The sequence below is a fragment of the Methylorubrum aminovorans genome (assembly GCF_022179725.1).
Lineage (GTDB): Bacteria > Pseudomonadota > Alphaproteobacteria > Rhizobiales > Beijerinckiaceae > Methylobacterium > Methylobacterium aminovorans.
Genome location: NZ_BPRC01000010.1, coordinates 148,765 through 171,586 on the forward strand (window position 1 = coordinate 148,765; position 22,822 = coordinate 171,586).

Here is a 22,822-nt window from a genome sequence, read left to right on the forward strand (position 1 = left end):
AATCCGGCGTAGGGTCAGGCGCTCGCCTGGATCCAGCGGGAGAGGTCGCCCTTGGGAGCGGCGCCGACCTTCTGGCTGGCGAGCTTGCCGTCCTTGAAGATCATCAGCGTCGGGATCGAGCGGATGCCGTAGGTCGAGGCGATGCCGGGATTCTCATCGACGTTGACCTTGGCGATCTTCACCTTGCCCTGGAGATCGACGGAGATCTCCTCCAGCGCCGGGCCGATCTGCCGACAGGGGCCGCACCACTCCGCCCAGAAATCCACCACGACGGGCTCGGCGGACTGCAGAACGTCCTGCTCGAAGCTCGCATCGGTCACTTTCACGGTCGCCATCGTAGGTCCTTTCGACACGCGGTCCCATGCGGGTCCATGGAAGGCTCCCGCATGGAGGGCACCGGGGAGTGGGTTCGGCGCCACACGGTGAGCCGAGAATTGGCGACGCCCCGCCCCCCGGTCAAGGCGTCGCGCCCCGGTCACGGGTCTGAGGCGCCAAACCCACATGGATCCGGCGCGGCTCATCCCCGTAATTCTTGCTCGTGGTTCTTGCCTACAATCCTCGCGCAAAACCGCCGCCTCCGGGCGCCTGCGGCGCCACAGGCCTCGCCATGGGCCGCCCGCGCCCCATTTGGCGGGCAGGATCGGCGACCCGCACAAGGATCAAACGACGTGACGCGCACTCTTTCCGTTCTGCTCGCCACCGTCGCGGCCCTCGGCCTCGATGCCTCCGCCTTCGCGCAAGCGCCCTCCGGTCAGGGCGCTGGCGAGGACACGCGCGCCCCGCGCATCCAGGGCGAGTCGTTCCAGGCACCGGCCGCGCCGAGCGCCGGCACGTCCGTCGCCGAGAAGGAGCCGCAGAATACCGAGTACAAGCCGCTCCTGCCGAACCAGACCCGCGCGCCCGAGCCGGCGCAGAAGACCGAGGTCGAGACCGCGGTCGTGGCCAAGGGCCTGGACAGCCCCTGGGCGATGGAGTTCCTGCCCGACGGGCGCATGATCGTCACCGAGAAGGCCGGCAAGATCCGCATCGTGGCCAAGGACGGCACGGTGGGCCAGCCGGTGGCCGGCGTGCCGAAGGTCGATCCGAAAGGGCAGGGCGGCCTGCTCGACATCGCCCTGAGTCCGAGCTTCGCCGCCGACCGTACAGTCTACTTCAGCTACAGCGAGCCGCGGGACAAGGGCAACGGCACCACGGTGGCCAAGGCCAAGCTGGTGGAGAGCGACGGCAAGGCCCGGCTCGACGACGTCAAGGTGATCTTCCGCCAAATGCCGACCTATGACGGCGACAAGCACTTCGGATCGCGCCTCGTCTTCGCGCCGGACGGCAAGCTGTTCGTCACGGTCGGCGAGCGCTCCGACAAGCAGACCCGCGGGCAGGCGCAGGACCTGACCAGCGGGCTGGGCAAGGTCTTCCGCATCGACACCGACGGCAACGCGCCGAAGGACAACCCCTTCACCGGCGGCGAGAAGGCCAAGCCGGAAATCTGGTCCTACGGCCACCGCAACATCCAGTCCGCCGCGCTGGACAATCAGGGCCGGCTCTGGACGGTCGAGCACGGGCCGCGCGGCGGCGACGAGCTGAACCGCCCGCGTCCCGGCCTCAACTACGGCTGGCCGGTGGTGACCTACGGTATCGAGTATTCCGGCGAGAAGATCGGCGACGGCCAGACCCAGGCCGGCGGCACGGTGCAGCCGGTCTATTACTGGGATCCAGTGATCGGCCCCTCGGGCATGGCACTCTACGACAAGGACGCGTTCCCCGCCTGGAAGAACCAGTTCCTCATCGGCGGCCTCGTCAGCACGGGCATCGTCGTGCTCAAGCTCGACGGCGACAAAGTGGTCACCGAGGAGCGCATCCCGCTAGAGCACCGCGTCCGCGACGTGCGGGTCGGCCCCGACGGCGCCGTCTACGCGGTCACCGAGGATGACGGGCAGATCGTCAAGCTGACGCCGAAGAAGAGCAGCTGAGGCGACGCAACCGTCCTTGCGAGGCGGAGCCGAAGCAATCCAGTGCATGACCTCTCCGAAAAGGTCGCGCTGCTGGATCGCTTCGCATTCGCTCGCGATGACGGCGAGGGTGGTCAGACGGTCCGCTCCACCCGTCGCACCACCGGTCCCGAGGTCCAGACAAGCAGGGCGGTGATGGGGTGGTCGGGCCAGATCGCGGCAGCCAGCCGCGCGTAGAGGGCGACCTGCGCCGACTCGCGCTCGGGCAGCGGGGCATCCTCCGCCGGCGGGCGGCCGGTCTTGAAGTCGCACAGGATCACCCGGCCGTCCTCGACGACGAGGCGGTCGATCCGGCCGGTGACGTCGCGCTCGACGCCGTCCACCACGATGCGGCCCGACAGAGCCACCTCGGCGCGGGCCTGGCCTGAGAACAACGGCGCAAGGTCCGGCGCCTCGATCAGCCGCAGAACGGAGCGCACGAGGTCCCTGCGTTTGGCCTCCTCCAGCGCCGGCGCGCGGGCGCGGGCGAAACGCTCGGCGGCTTCGGCCCGGCGGGCCGGCTCGATCCGCGGCAGGTGTTCGAGCAGCGCGTGAACCAGGGCGCCGCGGCGGCGGGCCTCGGCATCGCCCTGTCGGCGTTGCGGCTGGCGCTGGCCGTCGGCCGCGCCGAGGGCGCCGGACGGGCTCAAGGGCGGTGCGGCCTCGGCCTCCGGCGCGGCCTTCGCGAACAGCCAGTCCGGCACCGCCTCGGGCTCCGGCGGGGCCGTGGCCTCCGCTGAGGCGGCAAACGCGGCGGCCGAGCCGTCGCGCCAGATCGTGATCGGCCCGTGCTCGGTCTCGACGGCCTCGCCGGGACCCAGCCCCCGCTCCAGGCCGATGCGGACCATCTCGCACCACGAGGCCGGCGTCTCCCGCGTCGCCCCGCGATAGGGGGCGATGACAAGGTGGTCGGCCGCGCGCGTCATGGCGACGTAGAGCAGGCGGTTATGCTCCTCTCGCGCCCGCGCTTGGAGTGCCGAGCGGGCGGCCAGCGTGGCCGCGCAATCCTGCGTGCGTCCGCCGGTCCAGACCGGGGGTAGCGGGCCGTCGGCAGCGTGGTCGAGGCCGAGCAGCGGCGGGTCGTTGCGCCCGAGCGGCTCGCAGCCGTCGATGACGACGACGACCGGCGCTTCCAGCCCCTTGGCGCCGTGGACCGTCATCACCCGCACCTCGTCGCGGCCGGCCTCCAAGTCGCGCTTGACCGAGAGGCCGCTCTTTCCACGGCCGGGCCGCACCACGTAGTCAGACAGGAACGCTTCGAGGCAGGGGGCGTCGCCCCCGTTCTCGGCGTCGGCGGCCTGGGCGAGGAACACGTCGATGGCGTCACCCGCCTCGCCGCCGAGCCGCGCCACCAGCCGGCTGCGCCCGCCATGCGGCCCCAGGAGGGCGGCATAGAAGCCGAACGGGCCGTTCTCCGCCGCGAGCTGGATCCAGAGCTGCAGCGCCGCGCGGCCGCGGATCGCCGCCCCGTCACCGGCCTCCGCGTGGCGGGTCAGCGCGTCTTCCAGCGTCTCGGAGAACGGACGCCGGGCGGCGATGCGGGTAAGGTCGTCGTCGGTCAGCCCGACGAGCGGGGTCTTGAGCGCGGTGGCGAGCGTCAGGTCGTCGGCGGGCAGGAGCCCGGCGCGGCCGACCGCGACGAGGTCGAGCACGGCGATGTGGCCCGCCACCTCCAGCCGGTCCTGGCCCGCCACCGGCACGCCGAGCCCTTTCAGCGCCCGGATCACCTCCTCGAAGGCGGCCGAGCGCTTGCGCACGAGGATCAGCACGTCGCCCGGCCGCCAGACCCGGCCACAAGCATCGCCCCGGGTCGTCCAGGCTTTCACCGCGCGGGCGATGCGGCGGGCGGTGACGATGGCAGGCGCATTGGGTTCCGGCGCATCGACGGGGGCGGCCCAGGCATCGGGCTCTTCCGCTTCCGCCGGCTCCTCGATGCCCCAGAGCTCGACGGCGCCGGGCACACCGGCGCGGGCGGAGGCGTGAACCGTGCCCGGCGCGCCCGCGTCGAAGGAGAGGCCGGCAAAGTGCTCCGGCACGCCGAACACGGCATCGACAGCGGCGAGCACGTGGTTCGCGGTGCGGAACGAGAGCCGCAGGCTGACATCGGCGAAGTCGTGACCCGCGCCTTCCGCCGCCCGGCCCCAGGCGCGGCGGGTCAGCTCGAATTCCCGCGGGTCGGCGCCCTGGAAGCTGTAGATCGACTGCTTGGGGTCGCCGACCGCGAAGCGGGTGCGGGTGAGGCCGCGGGCACCTTCGCCGGCCGCGAACTCGGCCGTGAGCGTGCGCAGGATCTCCCATTGCTGCGGGTTGGTGTCCTGCGCCTCGTCGACGAGGACGTGATCGACGCCGCGGTCGAGCTTGTACAGGACCCAGGAGGCGCCGACCCGCGAGAGCAGGTCGAGGGTCTTGTGGATCAGATCGTCGAAATCGAGGGCGCCGAGCCGGGTCTTCTGGGCCTCGACCCGGCGGTGGATCTCGGCGGCCAGCCGAAACAGCCCCCGCGTCCGGGCCAGCGCCCGTGCGGCGCGCAGATCGTCGAAGAGCGGGATGAGGCGGGCCTGCTCGTCGAGCAAAGCCTGCTTCACGTCGTCCGGCACCGCCTTGGTGCCGAAGGATTTCGCCGCGCGCGGCTCGTCCTTGTCGGTGAAGAAGACCGAGCGGTAGGGTGCGAGCGCCTTGCCCAGGCCGAGGGCAGCCTGCGCCTCCACGAGCCCGTCGGCCAGCCGCTCGTCCGTCGCCTTGCCGGTGCGCAGCCTCGCCGCGATCTCGCGCCAATCGCCGAGGCTACTGCCCTCCAGGATCTCCCGCTCGATGGTCTCGACGCTGGCGCCGTCCCGCAGCGCCAGCGCGCGGGGCAGCCGGGCCAGCGCAGGCTCCAGGGCGCGGTGATCCGAGAACAGGGCGCGGGTGCGCATCGCGGCGCGGATCGCCTCGCGCAGGGTATCACCGGAGGCTTCGGCGCCGACCACGGCAAGCGCGTCGGAGAGGTCCTGGTTACCGCCGAGGATCGCGTCGGCGAGGACGTTGTCGGTCTCGATCTCGAACGCCTCGCGCGACTGGTTGTCGTCGAGCACGACGAAGCGGGCCGGCACGTTGGCCTCGAACGGGAACATGTGCAGCAGCCGCTCGCACAGCGCGTGCAGGGTCTCGATCTTGAGGCCGCCCGGCGTCTCGACGGCGCGGGCGAACAGGCGGCGGGCCAGCCGCAGGGTGTCGCGGGCGGGCCGCTCGCCGGTGAGTTCGATCAGTTCCGCGCTCAGCGCCGCGTCGTCCAGCGTGACCCAGCGGCCGAGGCGCTGGAACACGCGGATCGACATGTTGGCGGCCGCCGCCTTGGTGAAGGTGAGGCAGAGGATGCGGCCGGGCGGCGCGCCGTCGAGGAGCAGGCGCAGCACCCGGTCGGTGAGCACCTTGGTCTTGCCCGCGCCCGCATTGGCCGAGACCCAGGCCGAGAGGCGCGGGTCGGCGGCCCGGCGCTGGGCCGCCTTGGTCAGGTCATCGACGGTGAAGCCGGTCAGCGGGGCGTTCACGCAGCCTCTCCTTCGCCGGCCAGCGACCATTCGAGCACGCGGGCGAGGTGATCGTACTCGTTATAGGCGCGCACATATTGCGGGTAGGGCCGCGATAGATAGGCTGCCTCGCCGGTCATGTAGCGGGCGATCAGCCCGCGCAGGCGCTCAAGATGCTCGGTGACGATGGCCTCGACCGGGCGGCCATCGCCGGGAGGCGGCTTGATCGGGATCGGCCGGAACGGGTCGCGCCCGCCCGAGGCGTGCACGTAGAGCAGATCCGGGGGGGCGGTGGCCTTCAGCCCCTCGAACGCGCCGTGCATCAGCATCGCCGCCTCCAGGGTGAGTTGGGGCGAGAACCCGGCGAAGACCGTGCGATTGCTCGGCGGCGTGCCGGTCTTGAAGTCGACGATGCAGTAGCCGCCGTCGGCGCGGGCCTCGATCCGGTCGGCACGGGCCGAGAGGGTGAAGGTCCGCTCGCCGAGCGGGATCGTCAGCTTTCCGGATCGCTCGGCGTGGATTGCCCGCAGGCCCTGGCGCTGGCTCGCCTCCCATTCGAGGAAGGCCACCGCCATCCGCTCGTAGCGGGGAAACCACTCGGCGTAGAGTTCCGGATACTGGTCCTGAAGCGGTCCGAAGGCCTCGAAGGCGATGGTGTAGAGCAGGGTCTCCGCATCCGTCGGCAGCGGGCCGGGATGGGCCTGCGAGAAATCGCCGAGGATCTTGTGGATCAGGCTGCCGCGCTCGGCCGCGCCCGGCACCACGGCCATCGGCTCCAGCGCTTCCAATCCCAAAATGTGGCGGGCGAAGATCGAGTAGGGGTCGCGCACCAGGGTCTCGATCTCGGTGACGCTGAGCCGCTCCGGGAACAGGGCCGGATCGGGCCGCGGCGCGGGCCGCTTTAGGCGCGGCGGCGGCGCCTCCTGCCCGCGGTCGAGGATGGCCGCGAGCCCGCGCAGGCGCTGCCCGCGGGCGAGGGCACCGGCCCAGACCGCATCGCCGCCGAAGGCGCGCAGGCGCTGGAGGAAGCGCGAGGGCACGGTCGGCGAGCCCTCGCGCTTGGCCGCGCGGGTCACCACGGCATCGTGGGTGCCCAATCCCTGGACGAAGTCGTGGGCGGCCTGCCCGATCCGGCGCTCCGGCGGGCTCAGGCCAACATCCCCGCGCATCGGCCGGTTGAGGAAGGCGTCGGTGGTCTGGCGCACCGGCCAGACCGCCTCATCGAGCCCGCCGAGCACGATGCGGTCGACGGAGAGCAGGCGCGCTTCGAGCGGGCCGAGGATGCGCAGGCGCGGATGCGCGTTCCGCTGGGCGCAGGCCACCGTGCGGTCGCGGGCGAGCGCGGTGAAGAAGGCGGCATAATCGGAGAATCGCCCCGGCAGTTCCTCCTGCTCGGCCGATTCGAGGTCGTCGAACAGGCCGTCGAGGGCGTCGAGGGAGGGATCGTCGATCGCCTCGTCCGCCTCGACGCCGCCCATCATCCGCTCGCAGGCCTCGCGATGGAGAGCGGCCAGCGCCACGAGGTTGCCGGTGGCGGGGTGGAGGTCGGTGCGGAAGGCGTCGAGCGCGATTTCCAGCCGGTCGAGGATGTTCTCGGAAAGATCCCAGTCGATCGGCTTCAGGCGCTTCTTGGCGCGCGGCACCCGCTCGGTGGCGTTGCGCTGGAGCGCCACCGCGGCGCGCATGCCCTCGAAACTGTTCTTCGGGATCGGGGCGGGACCGCGCAGGCCGCCGATCTCCAGGGCGGCGGCCGCGCGCACCACCTCGCTGCGGGAGAGCCCCAGCCGGACGAAGGGATGGGCGAGCAGCGCGATGACACGGGCCGGGGACACCTCGGCGGCGAGTTCGGCGACGAGCCGGGCGAAGCGGCCGGCCTGCGAGCGGGCGAGGCTCAGGCCCGCCGAATCTTCCGCCGCGATGCCCCAGCGGGCGAGTTCGGCGGACACGCGCAGCGCCAGCCCGCGGTCGGGCGTGACGAGGGCGGCGGTGGCGCCGGGCGTCTCCAGCGTCTCGCGCAGCGCCAGCGCGGCGACCAGCGCCTCCTCGCACTCGTCCGCCGCCTCGACCACGGCGAGGCCGGCCATCCCTTCCCGCGCGAGGGTCACCCGTTCGGCCGGGTCGAGCCGGGCCCAGGCATCGGTGGTCTCGGCCGGGCGCAGGGCCTGCGACAGCAGCTTTTCCCGCGCCACCGCCTCGGGTGAGAGATCGCCGAGGGTCTCGACCTCCGTCCGGCCGGCGGCCAAGCCCCTCGGCCCGGTCAGAGCGTGCAGGATCGCCTGCGGATGGCCGTGGGCGATCTCCTCCCGCGTGCCGCCCGCGCCGTCGATCGCCTCCCAGCCTTCTTCGTCGAGATGCAGGTCGAGCCCCGGCAATACCACGGCGCCGCGGGGGAGGCGGGCCACCGCCGTGATCAGCCGGGCGGTCGCCGGGACCGAGCCGGTGGAGCCCGCGACGATCACCGGATCGTCCGGCCGGTCACGGTCGAGCCGGGCGGCCTCGGCGAGCACGAGGCGCCGCGCGCGGGCGGCCGGGTCGGCGAGCGAGCGGGCGGCGAGGATATCGGGCCAGTGCTCGGCGGCGATCCGCAGGAAGTCGAGGGTGAGGCGGAAGTAGCGCGAATGCTCGGCCTCCACCGCGGAGGCGATCTCGCTCCAGGGCAGACCCTCGACGGTGAGCGCATCCATCAGCCCTTCGAGGTCGGCGGCGAGCGCCACCGCGTCGGCGGGGGAGGAGGGCACGAGGAAGGGCACCTCGTCGTCGATGGGCAGCAATTCGCGGTCCACCGTCTCCGCCCATTTCTGAACGAGCCGTGCCAGGATCAGCCGGCGCTCGAGCGCGGGGATCGAGGGGTAGAGCAGGTCTTCCGGCGTCTCCAGAAGCGAATTGGAGGAGAGGTCGAGTTCGGCCTCGTCGGCCTCGCCGAGCGGGATCATCCGCGGCAGCAGGGCCGCCCCGCCCAGGCGCTGTGCGAGCACGGTCGAGAGCGCCCGCACCGCGCGCTGCGTCGGCAGGTAGAGTGTGACCGCGGCGAGCGCCAAGGGATCGTGGCCGACCGCGCCGACGAGGCGGCCGGAGACCAGGGCCTCCGCCAGCGTCGGCAGGAACGGGGCCCCGGGAGGAATCGTGAAGACGCGGGGAGCGGCGCGCGCGGACATGCTCGACGGTATGAGACCTGACCCTCGGGAGGTGTGTGCAACCACCTGAGGACAAGATGGTGAAGGCTTTCGAAAGGCGGCGGCCGCGCCGTCTCCCGTTCGAGGTTTGTTCTAGCACGGGGCGGCAATCTGTGGCGAGGCGCCTGTTCGCCGCCCCAGGCTTGGCTTATCTCCTCGGCCATTCCCCGACAGGGCAGGGCGGCAGGCGGACCGGTGGAAGAAGTTCTCACCCGATGGCTCGGCACGACGGCCTCGCTACGCACCGAGATCGTCGCAGCCATCGGCCTCGTGATCTCAGTGGGCGTCAGCGTCCACGTGCTGCTGCGCAAGCGGGTGGTCGGCGCGGCGATCGGCTGGATCGGGCTGGCTTGGCTCGCGCCGGTCTTCGGCAGCCTCCTCTACATCACCTTCGGCATCAACCGGGTCGAGCGGCGGGCCCGGCGGTTGAAGCGGCGCCCCTCGCAGACCGTCGACGACACGCCGCAGCCCTCAGCCCACGTGCCCGAGCCGTACCGCGCCCTCGACCGGGCGGTGCAGGCGATCACCGGCCTTCCCACGGTGGCGGGCAACCGCTTCGCGATGTTCCGCAACGGCGACGAGGCCTATCCGGCGATGCTGGCGGCGATCGGCGAGGCCCGTACCAGCGTCGCCCTGTCGAGCTACATCTTCCGCGACGACGCCACCGGCCGGGCGTTCTGCGACGCGCTGAAGGCGGCGCAGGACCGGGGCGCCGAGGTGCGGGTCATCCTCGACGGCATCGGCAGCGGCTACTTCTTCCCGGCGGCGTGGCGGCGCCTGCGCCGGCTCGGGGTGCCGGCGGGCCTGTTCATGCATTCCGCGCTGCCCTGGCGGATGCCCTTCCTGAACCTGCGCACGCACAAGAAGCTGCTGATCGTCGACGGACGCGTCGCCTTCACCGGCGGCGTCAACATCTCCGACGGCAACCGCGTCGCCCAGAAACCGGACTTCCCGATCCGCGACACCCATTTCCGGATCGAGGGGCCGGTGGTCGAGCACCTGACGCAGGCCTTCATCGCCGACTGGCTGTTCGTGGCCGACGAGGAACTGGACGGCGAGGCGTGGCTGCCGCCGCTCGCGCCGGCCGGCGGGGTCACCGCCCGCGTCGTCACCTCGGGCCCCGACGCCGACATCGAGAAGATCGCCACCGTGATCCTCCAGGCGATCACCTGCGCGAAGGAATCGATCCGGCTGACGACGCCGTATTTCCTGCCCAACGACCTCATCGTGAACGCGCTGTGCCTCGCGGCGACCCGTGGCATCGAGGTCGACGTGGTCATCCCGAAGAAGAGCGATCATCGCTTCGTCGATTGGGCGACCCGCGGCCATATCGACCCGCTGCTCAAGAGCGGCGTGCGGATCTGGATCGACGGCCCGCCCTTCGACCATTCGAAGGCGATGACCGTCGACGGGCAATGGTGCTTCATCGGCAGCGCGAACTGGGATTCGCGCAGCTTCCGCCTGAACTTCGAATTGAACGTCGAGGTCTACGACACGGAGCTCGCTCGAAGGCTCGAAGCCTTCATCATGGGGAAGCGCCAGACCCGTCTGACGCTGGACGACCTCGACGCCCGCCTGCTCCCCGTGCGCCTGCGCGACGCAGCCGTCCGACTGCTTCTGCCATACCTCTGAACCGGCCGACCGCGGCGGCGCCCTCCGGTGCGGGCGAGAGGCGCACCACGATCGGATGATGGTCGGACAGGCCTCGGGGCAGTACGGCCCGCTCGTGACAGACGAGGCCGCGCACGAGGCAGCGGTCGAGCCGCAGGGGCACCACGTCGACCATGGCGTGGGTGGGACGCCGCGGGCCGACATCGCGGAAGCCCGGCAACAGGGCCGGGCCGACGATGTTGTAATCGCCGAGCACCGCCGCGCGGACCGGCAGATGGCTCTCGATCCGCCGAAGCTGGCGCCGGTTCAGAACCTGCCCGTGCGAGAGATGCACGTTGGCGACGCCGAACGCGCCCCAATCGAGCACTTGGCAGACCCGGTCGATCAACACGCCCGGGGGAAGAGTGACGATCTCGGGCGGCTTGCCCCATTCGACCGGGCTCCACATCGCCAGCCCGTGGATGCGTCCCGGCAGCTGTGCCCAGGCATAGACGCCGCCGACCCGATCCTTCAGGGCGGCGATCTCCTTGGTCGCCTCCTGCATCAGCAGCAGGTCGGGCCGCTCCTGCTCGATCAGCGCGACGAGGCAATCCACCGCCGCGCCGGTGCGGCGCAGGAGGTTCCAGCTCACGATCTTTTTGGAGTCGGGACCGGGCGCGGGGAGGGTGATGGCATTGCGGCGCAGGAGCATGAGGCTGTTTCGCGCGATCTCGTGTCGGCAGTGGGGCCGTCGGAACGGTCACCCTTGGCCGGAGATAATGCACGGGGTCGCGCGGGGTTCGCGGCGGCATGCCGTCCGCCCTTCAGAGAGACCGACATGAGCGGTGAGCCCTTCGCCGGCCCGGGGACGCACCTCATCGAATACGACAGCTCTTCTCGCACAAGGCTCGATGCGTCGAGATCGGCCGCCTCTCAAAAACGCATCAAATCCTCGAGGGAATCTCTACATCTGCGAGAACTATCGATTTTTTGTCGCGACACCAGATATAGATCTCGGATTCGAGCGCAACATCACCAATCAAGATAATGGTCGAAGATACGGCCGCAATAAAAATGACACACCACTCAAACCCGAAACCCCAGGCCATCAACGCAGGCACTTTGAAACAGACGGAAAAGATGGCGAAGAGCAATAAGTTTGATAGATAAATGCGCCACGCGGCCCCTTTAGTGAGCCAATTCGTCCAACTCAGACTCACTACCTGCCAATCGACCGCGATTGCCGGCAAGATCAGGCTCCACCTTATGTACCAAAATACACAAAAAGGCACAACAATAATCATAACAACCACGTAGAAAAAAAGGAAAGCCAAATTGTTTGTTATCGATATTGGGGAAACCAGAATAACTAAAGCAAAAATAGGCAAGATCCTAAAAATTACATACGCAGCGCAATAGGCGAGGGCTGCTTCGATGCTTTCCCGAAAACTCCGCTGCATCCTATCTTCGCCGTCGATCAAGAATCGATACGCCGGCAACGCGAAAATCGCCCTGACAGCAACTATCAAGACAAAATAGAAATAGGCATCCGAAATATTCCATATTGTGAAATCTTCTGTTTTGAATGTATCTCGAGATGGCTTGTAAATTTTTATAATCAGAAATACTAACATTACCGTCATGCATAGGACGGGCATCTTCATGATGATGCCAGCTATATCTCTCAGGGCAGACTTCAACGTCTTAAGGACGGGCAGACGATGCTCTTCCATCCCCGATCTCCCGAGAGGTCGCACAACGATGGGCTGCGCGTGCAGTCTCAGCGTCGGGATCAGGTGAGCGAAACACCGAATCGGAGACGTTCGACGGGGTCACAGAGCCGACATAACAGGCACCGATCAATCGAAAAATGTATGTAGCAACATATATTATCTGAGGTTGCATTTCACGGTTCAAGTTTGAAACGCGGTCCGTCAACGCCCCTTACGGCTGAGGAAAGCCCCGATCCCCTCCTCCGCCGCGCGTGCCAGCATGTTCTCCAGCATCACTCGGCCGGCATGGGCGTAGGCGTCGGCCAGGGGCATCTCCAGTTGCTCGTAGAAGGCGCGCTTGCCGACCCGCACCGTATAGGGACTGCGGGCCGCGATCCCTGCGGCCAGCGCCTGCGCCGCGGGAAGCGCGCCGCCCGCCTCCACCACGTCGTTGACGAGGCCGAGGCGCTGCGCCTCGTCCGCCTCGGCCATGTCGGCGGTGAGCAGCATCCGCATCGCCGCCTTGCGCGAGAGATTGCGTGAGAGCGCCACCATCGGCGTCGAGCAGAACAGGCCGATCTGCACGCCCGGCGTGGCGAAGCGCGCCTGCGCCCCCGCCACCGCGAGATCGCAGGACGCCACGAGCTGGCAGCCGGCGGCGGTGGCGACGCCCTCCACCGCCGCGATCACCGGCTGCGGCAGGGCCGGGATCGCCATCATCACCGCCGAGCAGAGCGCGAACAGCTCCTCGAACCGCTTCGCGCCGCGGTCGGCCTCCCGGCGGTAGCCGGTCATCTCCTTGAGGTCGTGGCCGGCGCAGAAGGCGGGGCCGGCCGCCGCCAGCACCACGGCGCGCACGCTGCGGTCCTCCGCCAGACCGGCAAAGGCGTCGCGCAGGGCTTCGAGCAGGCTGAGCGAGAGGGCGTTGCGGGCCGCCGGCCGGTTGAGCGTCAGGGTGGCGACGCCGTCATGGTCCGTGCGCAGCAGGAGGGGGGTCTGGCCGGTCTCGCTCACGGGCATCCTCGTCGCGCCGCTGTCATCCACGTCGATCTCGCACATCGTTCTCGCACATCGTTCTCGCGCGCAGCGAGGGGCGCGGCAACACCACCCCCTAGCCCGCGCTTGTGCACTGCCATACCGTGCGCCGCACCATCATCCTGCCAGCCCGGAGACCGCCCCCGGTGACCGAAGAGCCGACCCGCCCCGTGACCCGCACGCCCGATCACGCCATCGAACCGATCTTCGCCGAGCGCTGGTCGCCGCGTGCCTTCACCGGTGAGGCGGTGCCCGAGGCCGAGTTGTTCAGGATGTTCGAGGCAGCGCGATGGTCGCCTTCGGCCTACAATTCCCAGCCCTGGCGCTTCCTCTACGCGCTGCGCGGCACGCCGGACTGGGACACCTTCTTCGACCTCCTGGTGCCGGGCAATCAGAAATGGGCGAAGGATACGGGCGCCCTCGTCATCCTCGTCTCGAACAGCCGGATGAAGGTCGGCGACGAATTCAAGCCGTCGGCCAGCCACTCGCTCGATGCCGGTGCCGCCTCTCTCGCCTTCGCGCTGCAGGCCAACCGCCAGGGCTGGCACGTCCACGGCATGGGCGGCTTCGACAAGGAGCGGGCGGTGACGGTGCTGAACGTGCCCGAGCATCATCGGGTCGAGGCGGCCTACGCGGTCGGGCGCGCGACACCCTGGGCAGAATTGACGGAGGAGCAGCGCGCCAAGGAGCGCGCGAATGCCCGCCGCCCGATCACCGATTTTGCCTTCCACGGCGGCTTTCCGCAGCGCGAAGACTGAGCCCGCGAGGTCGGGCCCGCAACACTGCGTGTCGAACGCGGATTGCGCCGGCTCCAGCCAGAGCGGATGAGACGCGATCGACCCCGCTGCGACGCTGCGCGGCCGGGCGGACGAAGTAGGACCGGCGCCGGGGGCCGCCGCAGGTTCGAGGACATGGCCGTGCCGGAGCCAGCCGACACTTACGAACGACTCGTCGCCGATTTCCGCTGGGAGATCCCGGAGCGCACCAACATCGCGGCCGATGTCTGCGACCGCTGGGCTCTGAGCGAGCCCGACCGCACCGCACTTCTCGTCCTGGGCGCCGACGACCGGCCCGAGCCGGTGAGCTACGGCCGTCTTCGCTCCGATTCGCTGCGGCTCGCGGCGGCGCTCGCGGCGCGCGGGATCGGACCGGGCGACCGGGTCGCGGTGCTGCTGCCGCAATCGGCGGCGGTGGTGGTGACCCACTTCGCCACCTACCGGCTCGGTGCGATCGCGCTTCCGCTCGCCGGCCTGTTCGGCGTCGAGGCCCTGCGCCACCGCCTGACCGATTCGGGCGCGCGGGCCATCGTCACCGACGCGGCCGGGCTGACCAAGCTGGAGCGGTTGCGCGCCGACCTGCCGGATCTCACCACGATCCTCTCGATCGATGGAGCAGACGGGCACGCGGAGGATTTTTTCGCGGTCCTAGCGGACGCACCGGACGGGTTCGAGACGCGGGCGACCGGGCCGGACGATCCGGCGCTGATGATCTACACCTCCGGCACGACCGGGCTGGCCAAGGGCGCGCTGCACGGCCACCGGGTCCTGCTCGGCCATCTGCCGGGCTGGACCCTGATGCACGGCTTTCCCGCAGAAGGGACCAGGCTGATGTGGACACCCTCCGACTGGGCCTGGGCCGGGGGGCTGCTCAACGTGCTGATGCCGTCGCTGCGCCTCGGCATGCCGGTGGTCGCGAAGGCCTCGGGCCGGTTCGAGCCCGAGGCGGCGTTCCGGCTGATGGCCGATCTCGGCGTCACCCACGCCTTCCTGCCGCCGACGGCATTGCGAATGCTCCGCAGTGTCGCGAACCCGCGCGCAACCTTCGATCTCTCCGCTTTGCGCAACATCGCCTCGGCCGGCGAGGCGCTCGGGGCCGAGACCTTCGAATGGGCGCGAGCCGCGCTCGGCCTCACCATCGGCGAGGCCTACGGCCAGACCGAGTGCAACCTCGTCCTGGCCTCCAGCGCGCGGATCGGCGTGGCGCGGGCCGGCGCCACGGGCAAGCCGGTGCCCGGCCACCGCGTCGCGGTGCTGCGCGCGGACGGGACCGAGGCGGATATCGACGAGACCGGCGAGATCGCGGTGCGCGCGCCCGACCCGGTGCTGTTCCTCGGCTACTGGAACCAACCCGAGGCGACCGCGAAAAAATTCCGAGACGGCTGGTGGATGACGGGCGACCGGGCTCGGCGCGACGCTGACGGCTACATCCGCTTCGTCGGCCGCGAGGACGATCTCATCACCTCCGCCGCCTACCGGATCGGCCCGGCCGAGATCGAGGCCTGCCTCTGCGCCCATCCGGCGGTGGCTTTGGCCGCCGCGGTCGGCATGCCCGACCCGCTGCGCACCGAGGTCGTGAAAGCCTTCGTCACCCTGCGCGCCGGCTTCTCGCCCTCCGACGCGCTCGCCGTCGAGATCCTCGCCTTCGCCAAGGCCCGCCTCTCCGCCCACGAGGTGCCGCGGACGCTGGCGTTCCGCGACGCCCTGCCGATGACGACCAGCGGCAAGATCATCCGGCGGCAATTGCGGGACAAGCCGGCTTAGGCCGCCGGCCCCACCCTGGAATTAAACGCATAAAGACATCTTTATGTCTTGATTGCTCCCTAAGCCGCGCCCTGCTACAGGGATGGCCGACCCGGCCGGGTGAACCGGCCGATGCGCCGGAACGACTGGCCGTTTCGCGCCGGCCACGACTGAAAAGGGATACCGAGATGGCAGCTGCCAAGGATTACATCGTCCGCGACATCGGGCTGGCCGATTACGGCCGCAAGGAGATCTCGATCGCCGAGACCGAGATGCCGGGCCTGATGGCGACCCGCGCCGAATACGGCGCGAGCCAGCCGCTCAAGGGCGCCAAGATCGCCGGCTCGCTGCACATGACGATTCAGACGGCGGTGCTGATCGAGACCCTGAAGGCGCTCGGCGCCGACATCCGCTGGGTCTCGTGCAACATCTACTCGACCCAGGACCATGCCGCCGCCGCGATCGCCGCCGCCGGCATCCCGGTCTTCGCCGTCAAGGGCGAGACGCTGACCGAGTACTGGGACTACACCTCGAAGCTGTTCGACTGGCATGACGGCGGCATGCCGAACATGATCCTCGACGACGGCGGCGACGCCACCATGTTCGTCCACCTGGGTCTGCGCGCCGAGAACGGCGACACCGCCTTCCTCGACAAGCCGGAATCCGAGGAGGAGGAGGTCTTCTTCGCGCTCCTGAAGAAGAAACTCGCCGAGAAGCCGAAGGGCTGGTTCGCGGGTCTGGCCGACTCGATCAAGGGCGTCTCCGAGGAGACCACCACGGGCGTGCACCGCCTCTACAACCTCGCCAAGGAGGGCAAGCTGCTCTTCCCGGCGATCAACGTGAACGACTCGGTCACGAAGTCGAAGTTCGACAACCTCTACGGCTGCAAGGAATCGCTGGTCGACGGCATCCGCCGCGGCACCGACGTCATGATGGCCGGCAAGGTCGCCATGGTCGCGGGCTTCGGCGACGTGGGCAAGGGCTCGGCCGCTTCGCTCCGCAACGCCGGCTGCCGCGTGCTCGTCTCCGAGATCGACCCGATCTGCGCCCTGCAGGCGGCGATGGAGGGCTACGAGGTCGTCACGATGGAAGATGCCGCGCCCCGCGCCGACATCTTCGTGACCGCGACCGGCAACAAGGACATCATCACGATCGAGCACATGCGGGCGATGAAGGACCGCGCCATCGTGTGCAACATCGGCCACTTCGACAACGAGATCCAGGTCGCCGGCCTGAAGAACCTCAAGTGGCAGAACATCAAGCCGCAGGTCGATGAGATCGAGTTCGCCGACGGCCACCGCATCATCCTCCTCTCGGAGGGCCGCCTGGTGAACCTCGGCAACGCGACGGGCCACCCGTCCTTCGTGATGTCGGCCTCCTTCACCAACCAGACGCTCGCCCAGATCGAGCTCTGGACCAACCCCGGCAAGTACGAGCGGCAGGTCTACACGCTACCGAAGTCCCTCGACGAGAAGGTCGCGGCACTGCACCTCGAGAAGATCGGCGTGAAGCTCTCCAAGCTGCGCCCCGATCAGGCCGCCTATATCGGCGTGTCGCAGACCGGGCCGTTCAAGCCCGAGCACTACCGCTACTGATCGGCGTTCAGGCACCCGGCTTCGTTCAGGAAGCCGGGTCGCCGGACCGATCGATTCCACTATAAGATTCGCGCAAGAAGCTCGGCCATGGCCGGGCTTCTCTCGTTTTGCGGGTCAGCTGGCGCCAGCACCGGCCGGAAGTCGCGATTGCAGCGAAACTGTTTTCACGTCTGCATCGGAGACTTGACTTAGGATCACGGCCCCATATGGCGCGGTGATCATTCCTAAGACTACGTCAAGAGACCATTTCGGTGGTGTGGCTTTTGGGTGCTGTGTGCCGCCCGAATGCAGGGCCGACCCCCTCGGGGCGATAAAGGCGCTTCCAGCCGGAATCGACCCCGCGTTACAGTGGCGCGAATCTTCGGAAGCAGGTGCCTGCGCGGCGGCGGCAAGCCGGTCGCGGCGGCCGGCATTTGCCCGGCGTGTTCGGTGAGCTTGCCGAGCCGTGGGCGCGAGCGCCGCGGAGCGCCGGGTATGGGGTGGGGGCGGGACATGGGTCTGGAACGGGCGGCGCGCGTCCTGTCGCGCGTCGGCGTCCTCGTCGTCGCGGCGCCGGTCGCCGCACTCGCCGAGGGGGCTCCGTCCATCGAAGCGAGGCCGATGCTGGGAGCGATGCAGACGCACAACGTTGCCGGCCTCGCCGTCGTCCTCGGCCTCATCCTGTTCGCGACCATCCTGTCGCTGGTCTATCTGCGCGAGCGCGTCGGCTGGACGCGCAAGGAGCGCGCGCTTCAGGACGAACTCGCTCAGCTCCGGGGCGCGCACGACCGGGCCGAGATGCTGCTCCATTCCGAGCATCAGGTACTCATCGCCTGGGCCGGACGCGGCGAGCCGAGCATCGTCGGCGATGCCGGCTTCGCCCAGGATTTTCGAAACCAGGACGCCCGCGGGATTCAGGGCGCCTCCCGGCACCTGCTGACCTTCGGCACCTGGCTCACCCCCCAGGACGCGCAGCTCCTCGAAGCGGCGGTCGCCACGTTGCGCGAGCGCGGCACCGGCTTCCGGACGAATCTGCGCAGCCTCGCCGGGCGCTTCATCGAGGCGCAGGGACAGGCGGTGGGCGGCCGGGCGCTGCTGCGCCTGCGCGAGACCACCGAGGAGCGCCGCGAGCTGATCGAGCTGCGCCATACCCTGGACGAAGCCAAAAGCCGCCTCGCCGCCCTCGCGGGTCTGCTCGACGCGATCCCGCAGCCGGTCTGGCACCGATCCCAGGACGGGGCGCTCACCTTCGTCAACGCCGCCTACGCCGCCGCCGTCGAGGCCCCGAGCCGCGAGACGGCGTTGCATCACGGTCTGGAACTCCTCGACCGTAGCGCCCGCGAGCAGATCGCCCGCCAAGTGCGCCGGCCCGGCCTTGCCCCCCAACCCTTACGCCTCTCGGCGGTGGTGGCGGGCGCGCGCCGCACCCTCGACGTCAGCGAGAGCACCCTGGAGGCCGGCCGCGTCGGCATCGCCGTCGACGTCTCGGAGCTGGAGAGCGTGCGCGCCGACCTGCAGCGGCAGATGGACGCCAACGTGCGCACCCTCGACCAGTTGCCGACCGCGGTGGCGATATTCGATGCGCGCCAGCGCCTGATCTTCCACAACGCCGCCTACCAGCGCCTGTGGGATCTCGACCCCGCCTTCCTCGAAGGGCGCCCGCTCGACGGCGAGATCCTCGACCGCCTGCGCGCCGCCCGCAAGCTGCCCGAGCAGGCCGATTTCCGCTCGTGGAAGGCGGACGTGCTCGCCGCCTACCGCGCGGTCGAGCCGACCGATACGCCCTGGTACCTGCCCGACGGACGGACGCTCCGCGTCGTCGCCGACCCCAACCCGCAGGGCGGCCTGACCTATCTCTACCACGACGTCTCGGAGAGCATGAAGCTCGCCTCGCGCTACGACGCGCTGATGAAGGAGCAGGCCGAGACCCTGGAGGCGCTCAAGGAGCCGGTGGCTGTGTTCGGCGCCGACGGGCGCCTGACGGTGGCCAACCGTGCATTCGCCGCGACCTGGCGCCTCGATCCGGCGACGCTCGCGGGCAAGCCGCATGTCGATGCGGTGATCGCCGCTTGCCGGGCGCTGACGCCGGACCAGAGCCCGTGGGCCGGCATCCGCCAGTCGATCACCGGCCTGTCCGAGACCCGCAGCGGCCATGGCTGCCGCCTCGACATCAACGACGGCACGGTGCTCGACTGCTCCTCGCAGCCGCTGCCGCTCGGCGCCACGCTGCTGACCTTCATCGACGTCACCGCGAGTGCCAATGTCGAGCGGGCGCTGACCGAGAAGAACGACGCCCTGGAGCGCGCCTCGCAGCTGCGCGACACCTTCGTCCACCACGTCTCCTACGAGCTGCGCTCGCCGCTCACCAACATCATCGGCTTCACCCAGCTGCTGGGCGACGAGACCGTCGGTGCGCTGAACGAGCGCCAGCGCGAGTATTCCGAGCACATCATGCGCTCGTCCGCCGCGCTGCTCGTCATCATCAACGACATCCTCGACCTCGCCTCGATCGATGCCGGCTCGCTCGAACTGCAGCGCGAGACCATCGACGTGCGCTCCACCGTGGAGGCCGCCGCCCGCGGCATCGAGGACCGGCTGGCCGAATCCGATATCGGCCTCGACCTCGACGTGCCGGAGGACATCGGCAGCGTCTTCGCCGACGGCAAGCGGGTGCGCCAGATCCTGTTCAACCTGCTCTCCAACGCGGTCGGCTTCTCCGCGCCCGGCCAGCAGGTCCGCGTCGAGGCCCGGCGCGAGGGGACGGCGCTGCGGCTGACCGTGATCGACCGCGGCCGCGGCATCGCGGCGGAGGTGATCGACCGGGTGTTCGACCGGTTCGAGAGCAACACGCTCGGCACCAAGCATCGCGGCGTCGGCCTCGGCCTCTCGATCGTGCGCTCCTTCGTCGAGCTGCACGGCGGCCGGGTCGAGATCCACTCGGCGCCGGGCGCGGGCACCCGCGTCACCTGCTTGTTCCCGGTCGAGACGCCGCCCGGCAAGGGCAGCCTCGCCGAGGCCGCCGAGTAGGGCATCCGCTGCTTCTGAAGGCCGACCGACCACCTTTCGGGACGATGCTCCCCTCTTGTCTTTGCATCGTCTTTCTCCGAAAGCCGGCGACCACCTTTCGGAACGATGTTCGGGCGGCGACCGCTCACAGGATCGGGATGAAATTGGCTCGCGCCGGCAGGCGGGGCTCACCGCAGGTGCGGAAAAAGGTTTAAACATCCCTCGATAGAAGGGTTGAGGCTTAACCCTGAGCGGGGTGGCCGTTCGCGGCTTTGCGGAGGATTGGGGCGTTGAGCGAGGTTCCGGACAGCACGGCGGGAAGCCCGCGGCCCGGCCCGTCGCAGGGCGAGGCCCAGATGCCGTCGACGTCATCGCCACCGCGACGCGCCGCCTGGGAGGTGCTGCTGCCCGAGGAGGGCGCGACCGAGGACATGGCCGCCTTCCTCGCCGGCATCCTGCGGCCCGGCGACCTCGTGGCGCTCTCCGGCGGGCTCGGCGCGGGCAAGACCACGCTCGCCCGGGCGATGATCCGCGAACTCGCGGGCGATCCGCGGCTCGAAGTGCCGAGCCCGACCTTCACCCTGATGCAGCCCTACGAGACCCGCTCCGGCCGCACGGTGATCCACGCCGATCTCTACCGCCTGCGCGGGCCGGACGAGCTGGTGGAACTCGGCTTCGACGAACTCTCGGAGACCGCGATCACCCTGGTCGAGTGGCCCGAGCGGCTGGGCCATCGCGAGAATTCCACGCTCACCGTCGAACTGTCCCTGCGGGCGGAGTACGGCGAGGAGGCCCGCCTCATCCGGATCGACGGCACCGGCGACATGCGCGAGCGCATCGATCGCGCCCGCGCCATCCGGGCTCTGCTCGCCCGCAGCGGCTGGGACGAGGCGGAGCGCGTGCTGATGCAGGGCGACGCCTCCTCGCGCGCCTACGAGCGGCTGGTGAAGCCGGGCGGCGAGACCGCCGTGCTGATGATCTCGCCGCCCCGTCCCGACGGGCCGCCGGTGAAGGACGGGAAGCCGTACAGCGCCGTGGTCAAGCTCGCCGAGAGCATCCACGCCTTCGTCGGCATGGACCGGGCGCTGCGGGCGATCGGCTTCTCGGCCCCGAAGATCCTGGGCGAGAACCTCGATGCCGGCCTGCTGATCCTGGAGGATCTCGGCTCCGAGCCGGTCATCGAGAACGGCGCGCCGCGCCCCGAGCGCTACGCCGAGGCCGTCCGACTGCTGGCCAAGCTCCACGCCACCGATCTGCCGACGACCGTGCCGGTGAGCGAGGGGATCGACCACGCCATCCCGAACTACGACCTCGAAGCCCTGCTGTTCGAGGCCGAGCTGCTGCCCGAATGGTACGCCCCGGCGATCCGCGGCACGACTCTGTCGCCGGAAGCGCGGAGCACCTACCGCGATCTCTGGGCGGACGCGCTGAAGGACCTGATCGCCGAGCCCGCCACCTGGACCCTGCGCGACTACCACTCGCCCAACTTGATCTGGCTCCCCGAGCGGACCGGGCTGGAGCGGGTCGGCGTGATCGACTTCCAGGACGCGGTGATGGGCCACCCGGCCTACGACGTCGCCTCGCTGCTGCAGGACGCCCGCGTCGATGCCAGCGCCGATTTCGAGCTGCGGCTGCTCGGCCTCTACATCCGCGAGCGCCGCGGCCGAGATATCGGCTTCGACATGCAGGCCTTCGCCCGCGCCTACGCGGTGCTGGCGGCGCAGCGCGCCACCAAGATCCTCGGCATCTTCGCCCGCCTAGACAAGCGCGACGGCAAGCCGGGCTACCTCGCCCACCTGCCGCGGATCGAGGGCTATCTCGCCCGCAACCTCGCCCATCCGGCGCTGGCGGCGGTCAGAGCGTGGCACGAGACCCACCTGCCGAGCCTCGTCGCACCGCGGCCGGATGCCGAACCCGCCGCATCCTGAACGCTTCTTTTCAACCGGACCGGTCGAGGCGGCATGAGCGCTGAACCCACCCCGAAAAAAATCACCCGCGCCTTCGTGCTCGCGGCGGGCCTGGGCAAGCGCATGCGCCCGATCACCGCGACGGTGCCCAAGCCCCTGGTCGAGGTCGCCGGCAAGGCGCTGATCGACCACGCCCTCGACCGGGCGGCGCAGGGCGGTATCGAGACAGCGGTGGTCAACGTCCACTGGCTCGCCGACCTGATGGAGGGGCATCTCTCCCACCGCACCGGCGCGCCGGCCATCGTTGTCTCCGACGAGCGGGACGCGCTCTTGGAGACCGGCGGGGGCGTGAAGAAGGCGCTCGACCGGCTCAACGGCGAGCCCTTCGTGGTGTTCAACTCTGACTCGTTCTGGCTCGAAGGGCCGCGGCCCAATCTCGGGCGGCTGATCGAGGCCTGGAACCCCGACACGATGGATATCCTGCTCCTCGTCGCCCCGACCGCGACGAGCCTCGGCTACGAGGGCGCGGGCGATTTCGACATGGACTCGGACGGCCGGCTCTCGTGGCGCGGCGAGCGCGAGGTCGCGCCCTTCATCTATGCCGGCGTGGCGATCCTGAAGCCGGAGCTGTTCGCCGACACGCCGGAGGGCTCGTTCTCCCTGACCCTGCTGTTCGACCGGGCGGTCAAGCGCAACCGCCTCCACGGCCTGCGCCTCGACGGGCAATGGCTGCATGTCGGCACGCCGGAAGCGATCCAGGCGGCCGAGGCGCGGGTGCAGGAGAGCGCGCGGATCGTTTGACCGGCAGCCCC

14 protein-coding genes are annotated in these 22,822 nt (G+C 69.7%); 8 read left to right on the top strand and 6 right to left on the bottom strand.

Features of this window, described 5'->3' with window-relative positions; translation table 11 throughout:
- Positions 1 to 14: 14 nt before the first annotated feature.
- A complete protein-coding gene (trxA, locus tag MFF24_RS15530) occupies positions 15 to 335 on the bottom strand; it encodes a thioredoxin (protein ID WP_012456650.1) in 321 nt (106 codons plus the stop codon).
- A gap of 333 nt (positions 336 to 668) precedes the next feature.
- On the opposite strand from trxA, the gene MFF24_RS15535 reads away from it, so the two are divergent.
- Complete coding sequence (locus tag MFF24_RS15535) at positions 669 to 1,967, top strand: PQQ-dependent sugar dehydrogenase (protein WP_108942138.1); 1,299 nt, start codon at positions 669 to 671, stop codon at positions 1,965 to 1,967.
- Positions 1,968 to 2,080: 113 nt separating this feature from the next.
- On the opposite strand, the gene addA is transcribed toward MFF24_RS15535, so the two are convergent.
- Together addA and addB are read right to left on the bottom strand one after the other, a co-directional pair.
- Complete coding sequence (gene addA / locus MFF24_RS15540; protein WP_238225387.1) at positions 2,081 to 5,515, bottom strand: double-strand break repair helicase AddA; 3,435 nt, start codon at positions 5,513 to 5,515, stop codon at positions 2,081 to 2,083.
- Positions 5,512 to 8,649, bottom strand: a complete 3,138-nt coding sequence (addB, locus tag MFF24_RS15545) for a double-strand break repair protein AddB (RefSeq protein WP_238225389.1) — start codon at positions 8,647 to 8,649, stop codon at positions 5,512 to 5,514. Before addB ends, addA begins: the two co-directional genes overlap by 4 nt.
- A 213-nt stretch (positions 8,650 to 8,862) precedes the next feature.
- Between addB and cls the strand changes: the two genes are divergently transcribed.
- Positions 8,863 to 10,299 carry a cardiolipin synthase gene (cls, locus tag MFF24_RS15550; RefSeq protein WP_238225390.1) on the top strand — a complete coding sequence of 479 codons (1,437 nt, stop codon included), beginning with the start codon at positions 8,863 to 8,865 and terminating at the stop codon, positions 10,297 to 10,299.
- Here the strand turns inward: cls and MFF24_RS15555 are convergent.
- The 3 genes from MFF24_RS15555 to MFF24_RS15565 all read right to left on the bottom strand — a co-directional run bounded on the left by MFF24_RS15555 (position 10,193) and on the right by MFF24_RS15565 (position 12,989).
- On the bottom strand, positions 10,193 to 10,969 hold the full coding sequence (locus tag MFF24_RS15555) for an endonuclease/exonuclease/phosphatase family protein (protein WP_238225392.1): 777 nt from the start codon (positions 10,967 to 10,969) through the stop codon (positions 10,193 to 10,195). The two genes, cls and MFF24_RS15555, sit on opposite strands and share 107 nt — an antisense overlap.
- 232 nt (positions 10,970 to 11,201) lie before the next feature.
- On the bottom strand, positions 11,202 to 11,990 hold the full coding sequence (locus MFF24_RS15560; protein WP_238225394.1) for a hypothetical protein: 789 nt from the start codon (positions 11,988 to 11,990) through the stop codon (positions 11,202 to 11,204).
- 201 nt (positions 11,991 to 12,191) lie between these two features.
- Positions 12,192 to 12,989 carry an enoyl-CoA hydratase gene (locus tag MFF24_RS15565; protein WP_373322699.1) on the bottom strand — a complete coding sequence of 266 codons (798 nt, stop codon included), beginning with the start codon at positions 12,987 to 12,989 and terminating at the stop codon, positions 12,192 to 12,194.
- 161 nt (positions 12,990 to 13,150) lie between these two features.
- On the opposite strand from MFF24_RS15565, the gene MFF24_RS15570 reads away from it, so the two are divergent.
- The 6 genes from MFF24_RS15570 to MFF24_RS15595 all read left to right on the top strand — a co-directional run bounded on the left by MFF24_RS15570 (position 13,151) and on the right by MFF24_RS15595 (position 22,811).
- Positions 13,151 to 13,762, top strand: coding sequence for a nitroreductase family protein (locus MFF24_RS15570; RefSeq protein ID WP_238225398.1), 612 nt, complete (start codon positions 13,151 to 13,153; stop codon positions 13,760 to 13,762).
- Between the two features lie 153 nt (positions 13,763 to 13,915).
- Entirely contained in the window at positions 13,916 to 15,544 is a 1,629-nt protein-coding gene (locus MFF24_RS15575) for an AMP-binding protein (RefSeq protein ID WP_238225400.1), read from the top strand.
- Between the two features lie 167 nt (positions 15,545 to 15,711).
- Positions 15,712 to 17,118, top strand: a complete 1,407-nt coding sequence (ahcY, locus tag MFF24_RS15580; RefSeq protein WP_108942130.1) for an adenosylhomocysteinase — start codon at positions 15,712 to 15,714, stop codon at positions 17,116 to 17,118.
- Between the two features lie 492 nt (positions 17,119 to 17,610).
- Entirely contained in the window at positions 17,611 to 20,124 is a 2,514-nt protein-coding gene (locus MFF24_RS15585; RefSeq protein ID WP_238225457.1) for a sensor histidine kinase, read from the top strand.
- A 269-nt stretch (positions 20,125 to 20,393) separates the two neighbouring features.
- Positions 20,394 to 22,031: a tRNA (adenosine(37)-N6)-threonylcarbamoyltransferase complex ATPase subunit type 1 TsaE gene (gene tsaE, locus MFF24_RS15590; RefSeq protein ID WP_238225403.1), complete on the top strand. Its 1,638-nt coding sequence runs from the start codon at positions 20,394 to 20,396 to the stop codon at positions 22,029 to 22,031.
- A 33-nt stretch (positions 22,032 to 22,064) separates the two neighbouring features.
- Complete coding sequence (locus MFF24_RS15595; protein ID WP_238225405.1) at positions 22,065 to 22,811, top strand: nucleotidyltransferase family protein; 747 nt, start codon at positions 22,065 to 22,067, stop codon at positions 22,809 to 22,811.
- Positions 22,812 to 22,822 lie beyond the last annotated feature (11 nt).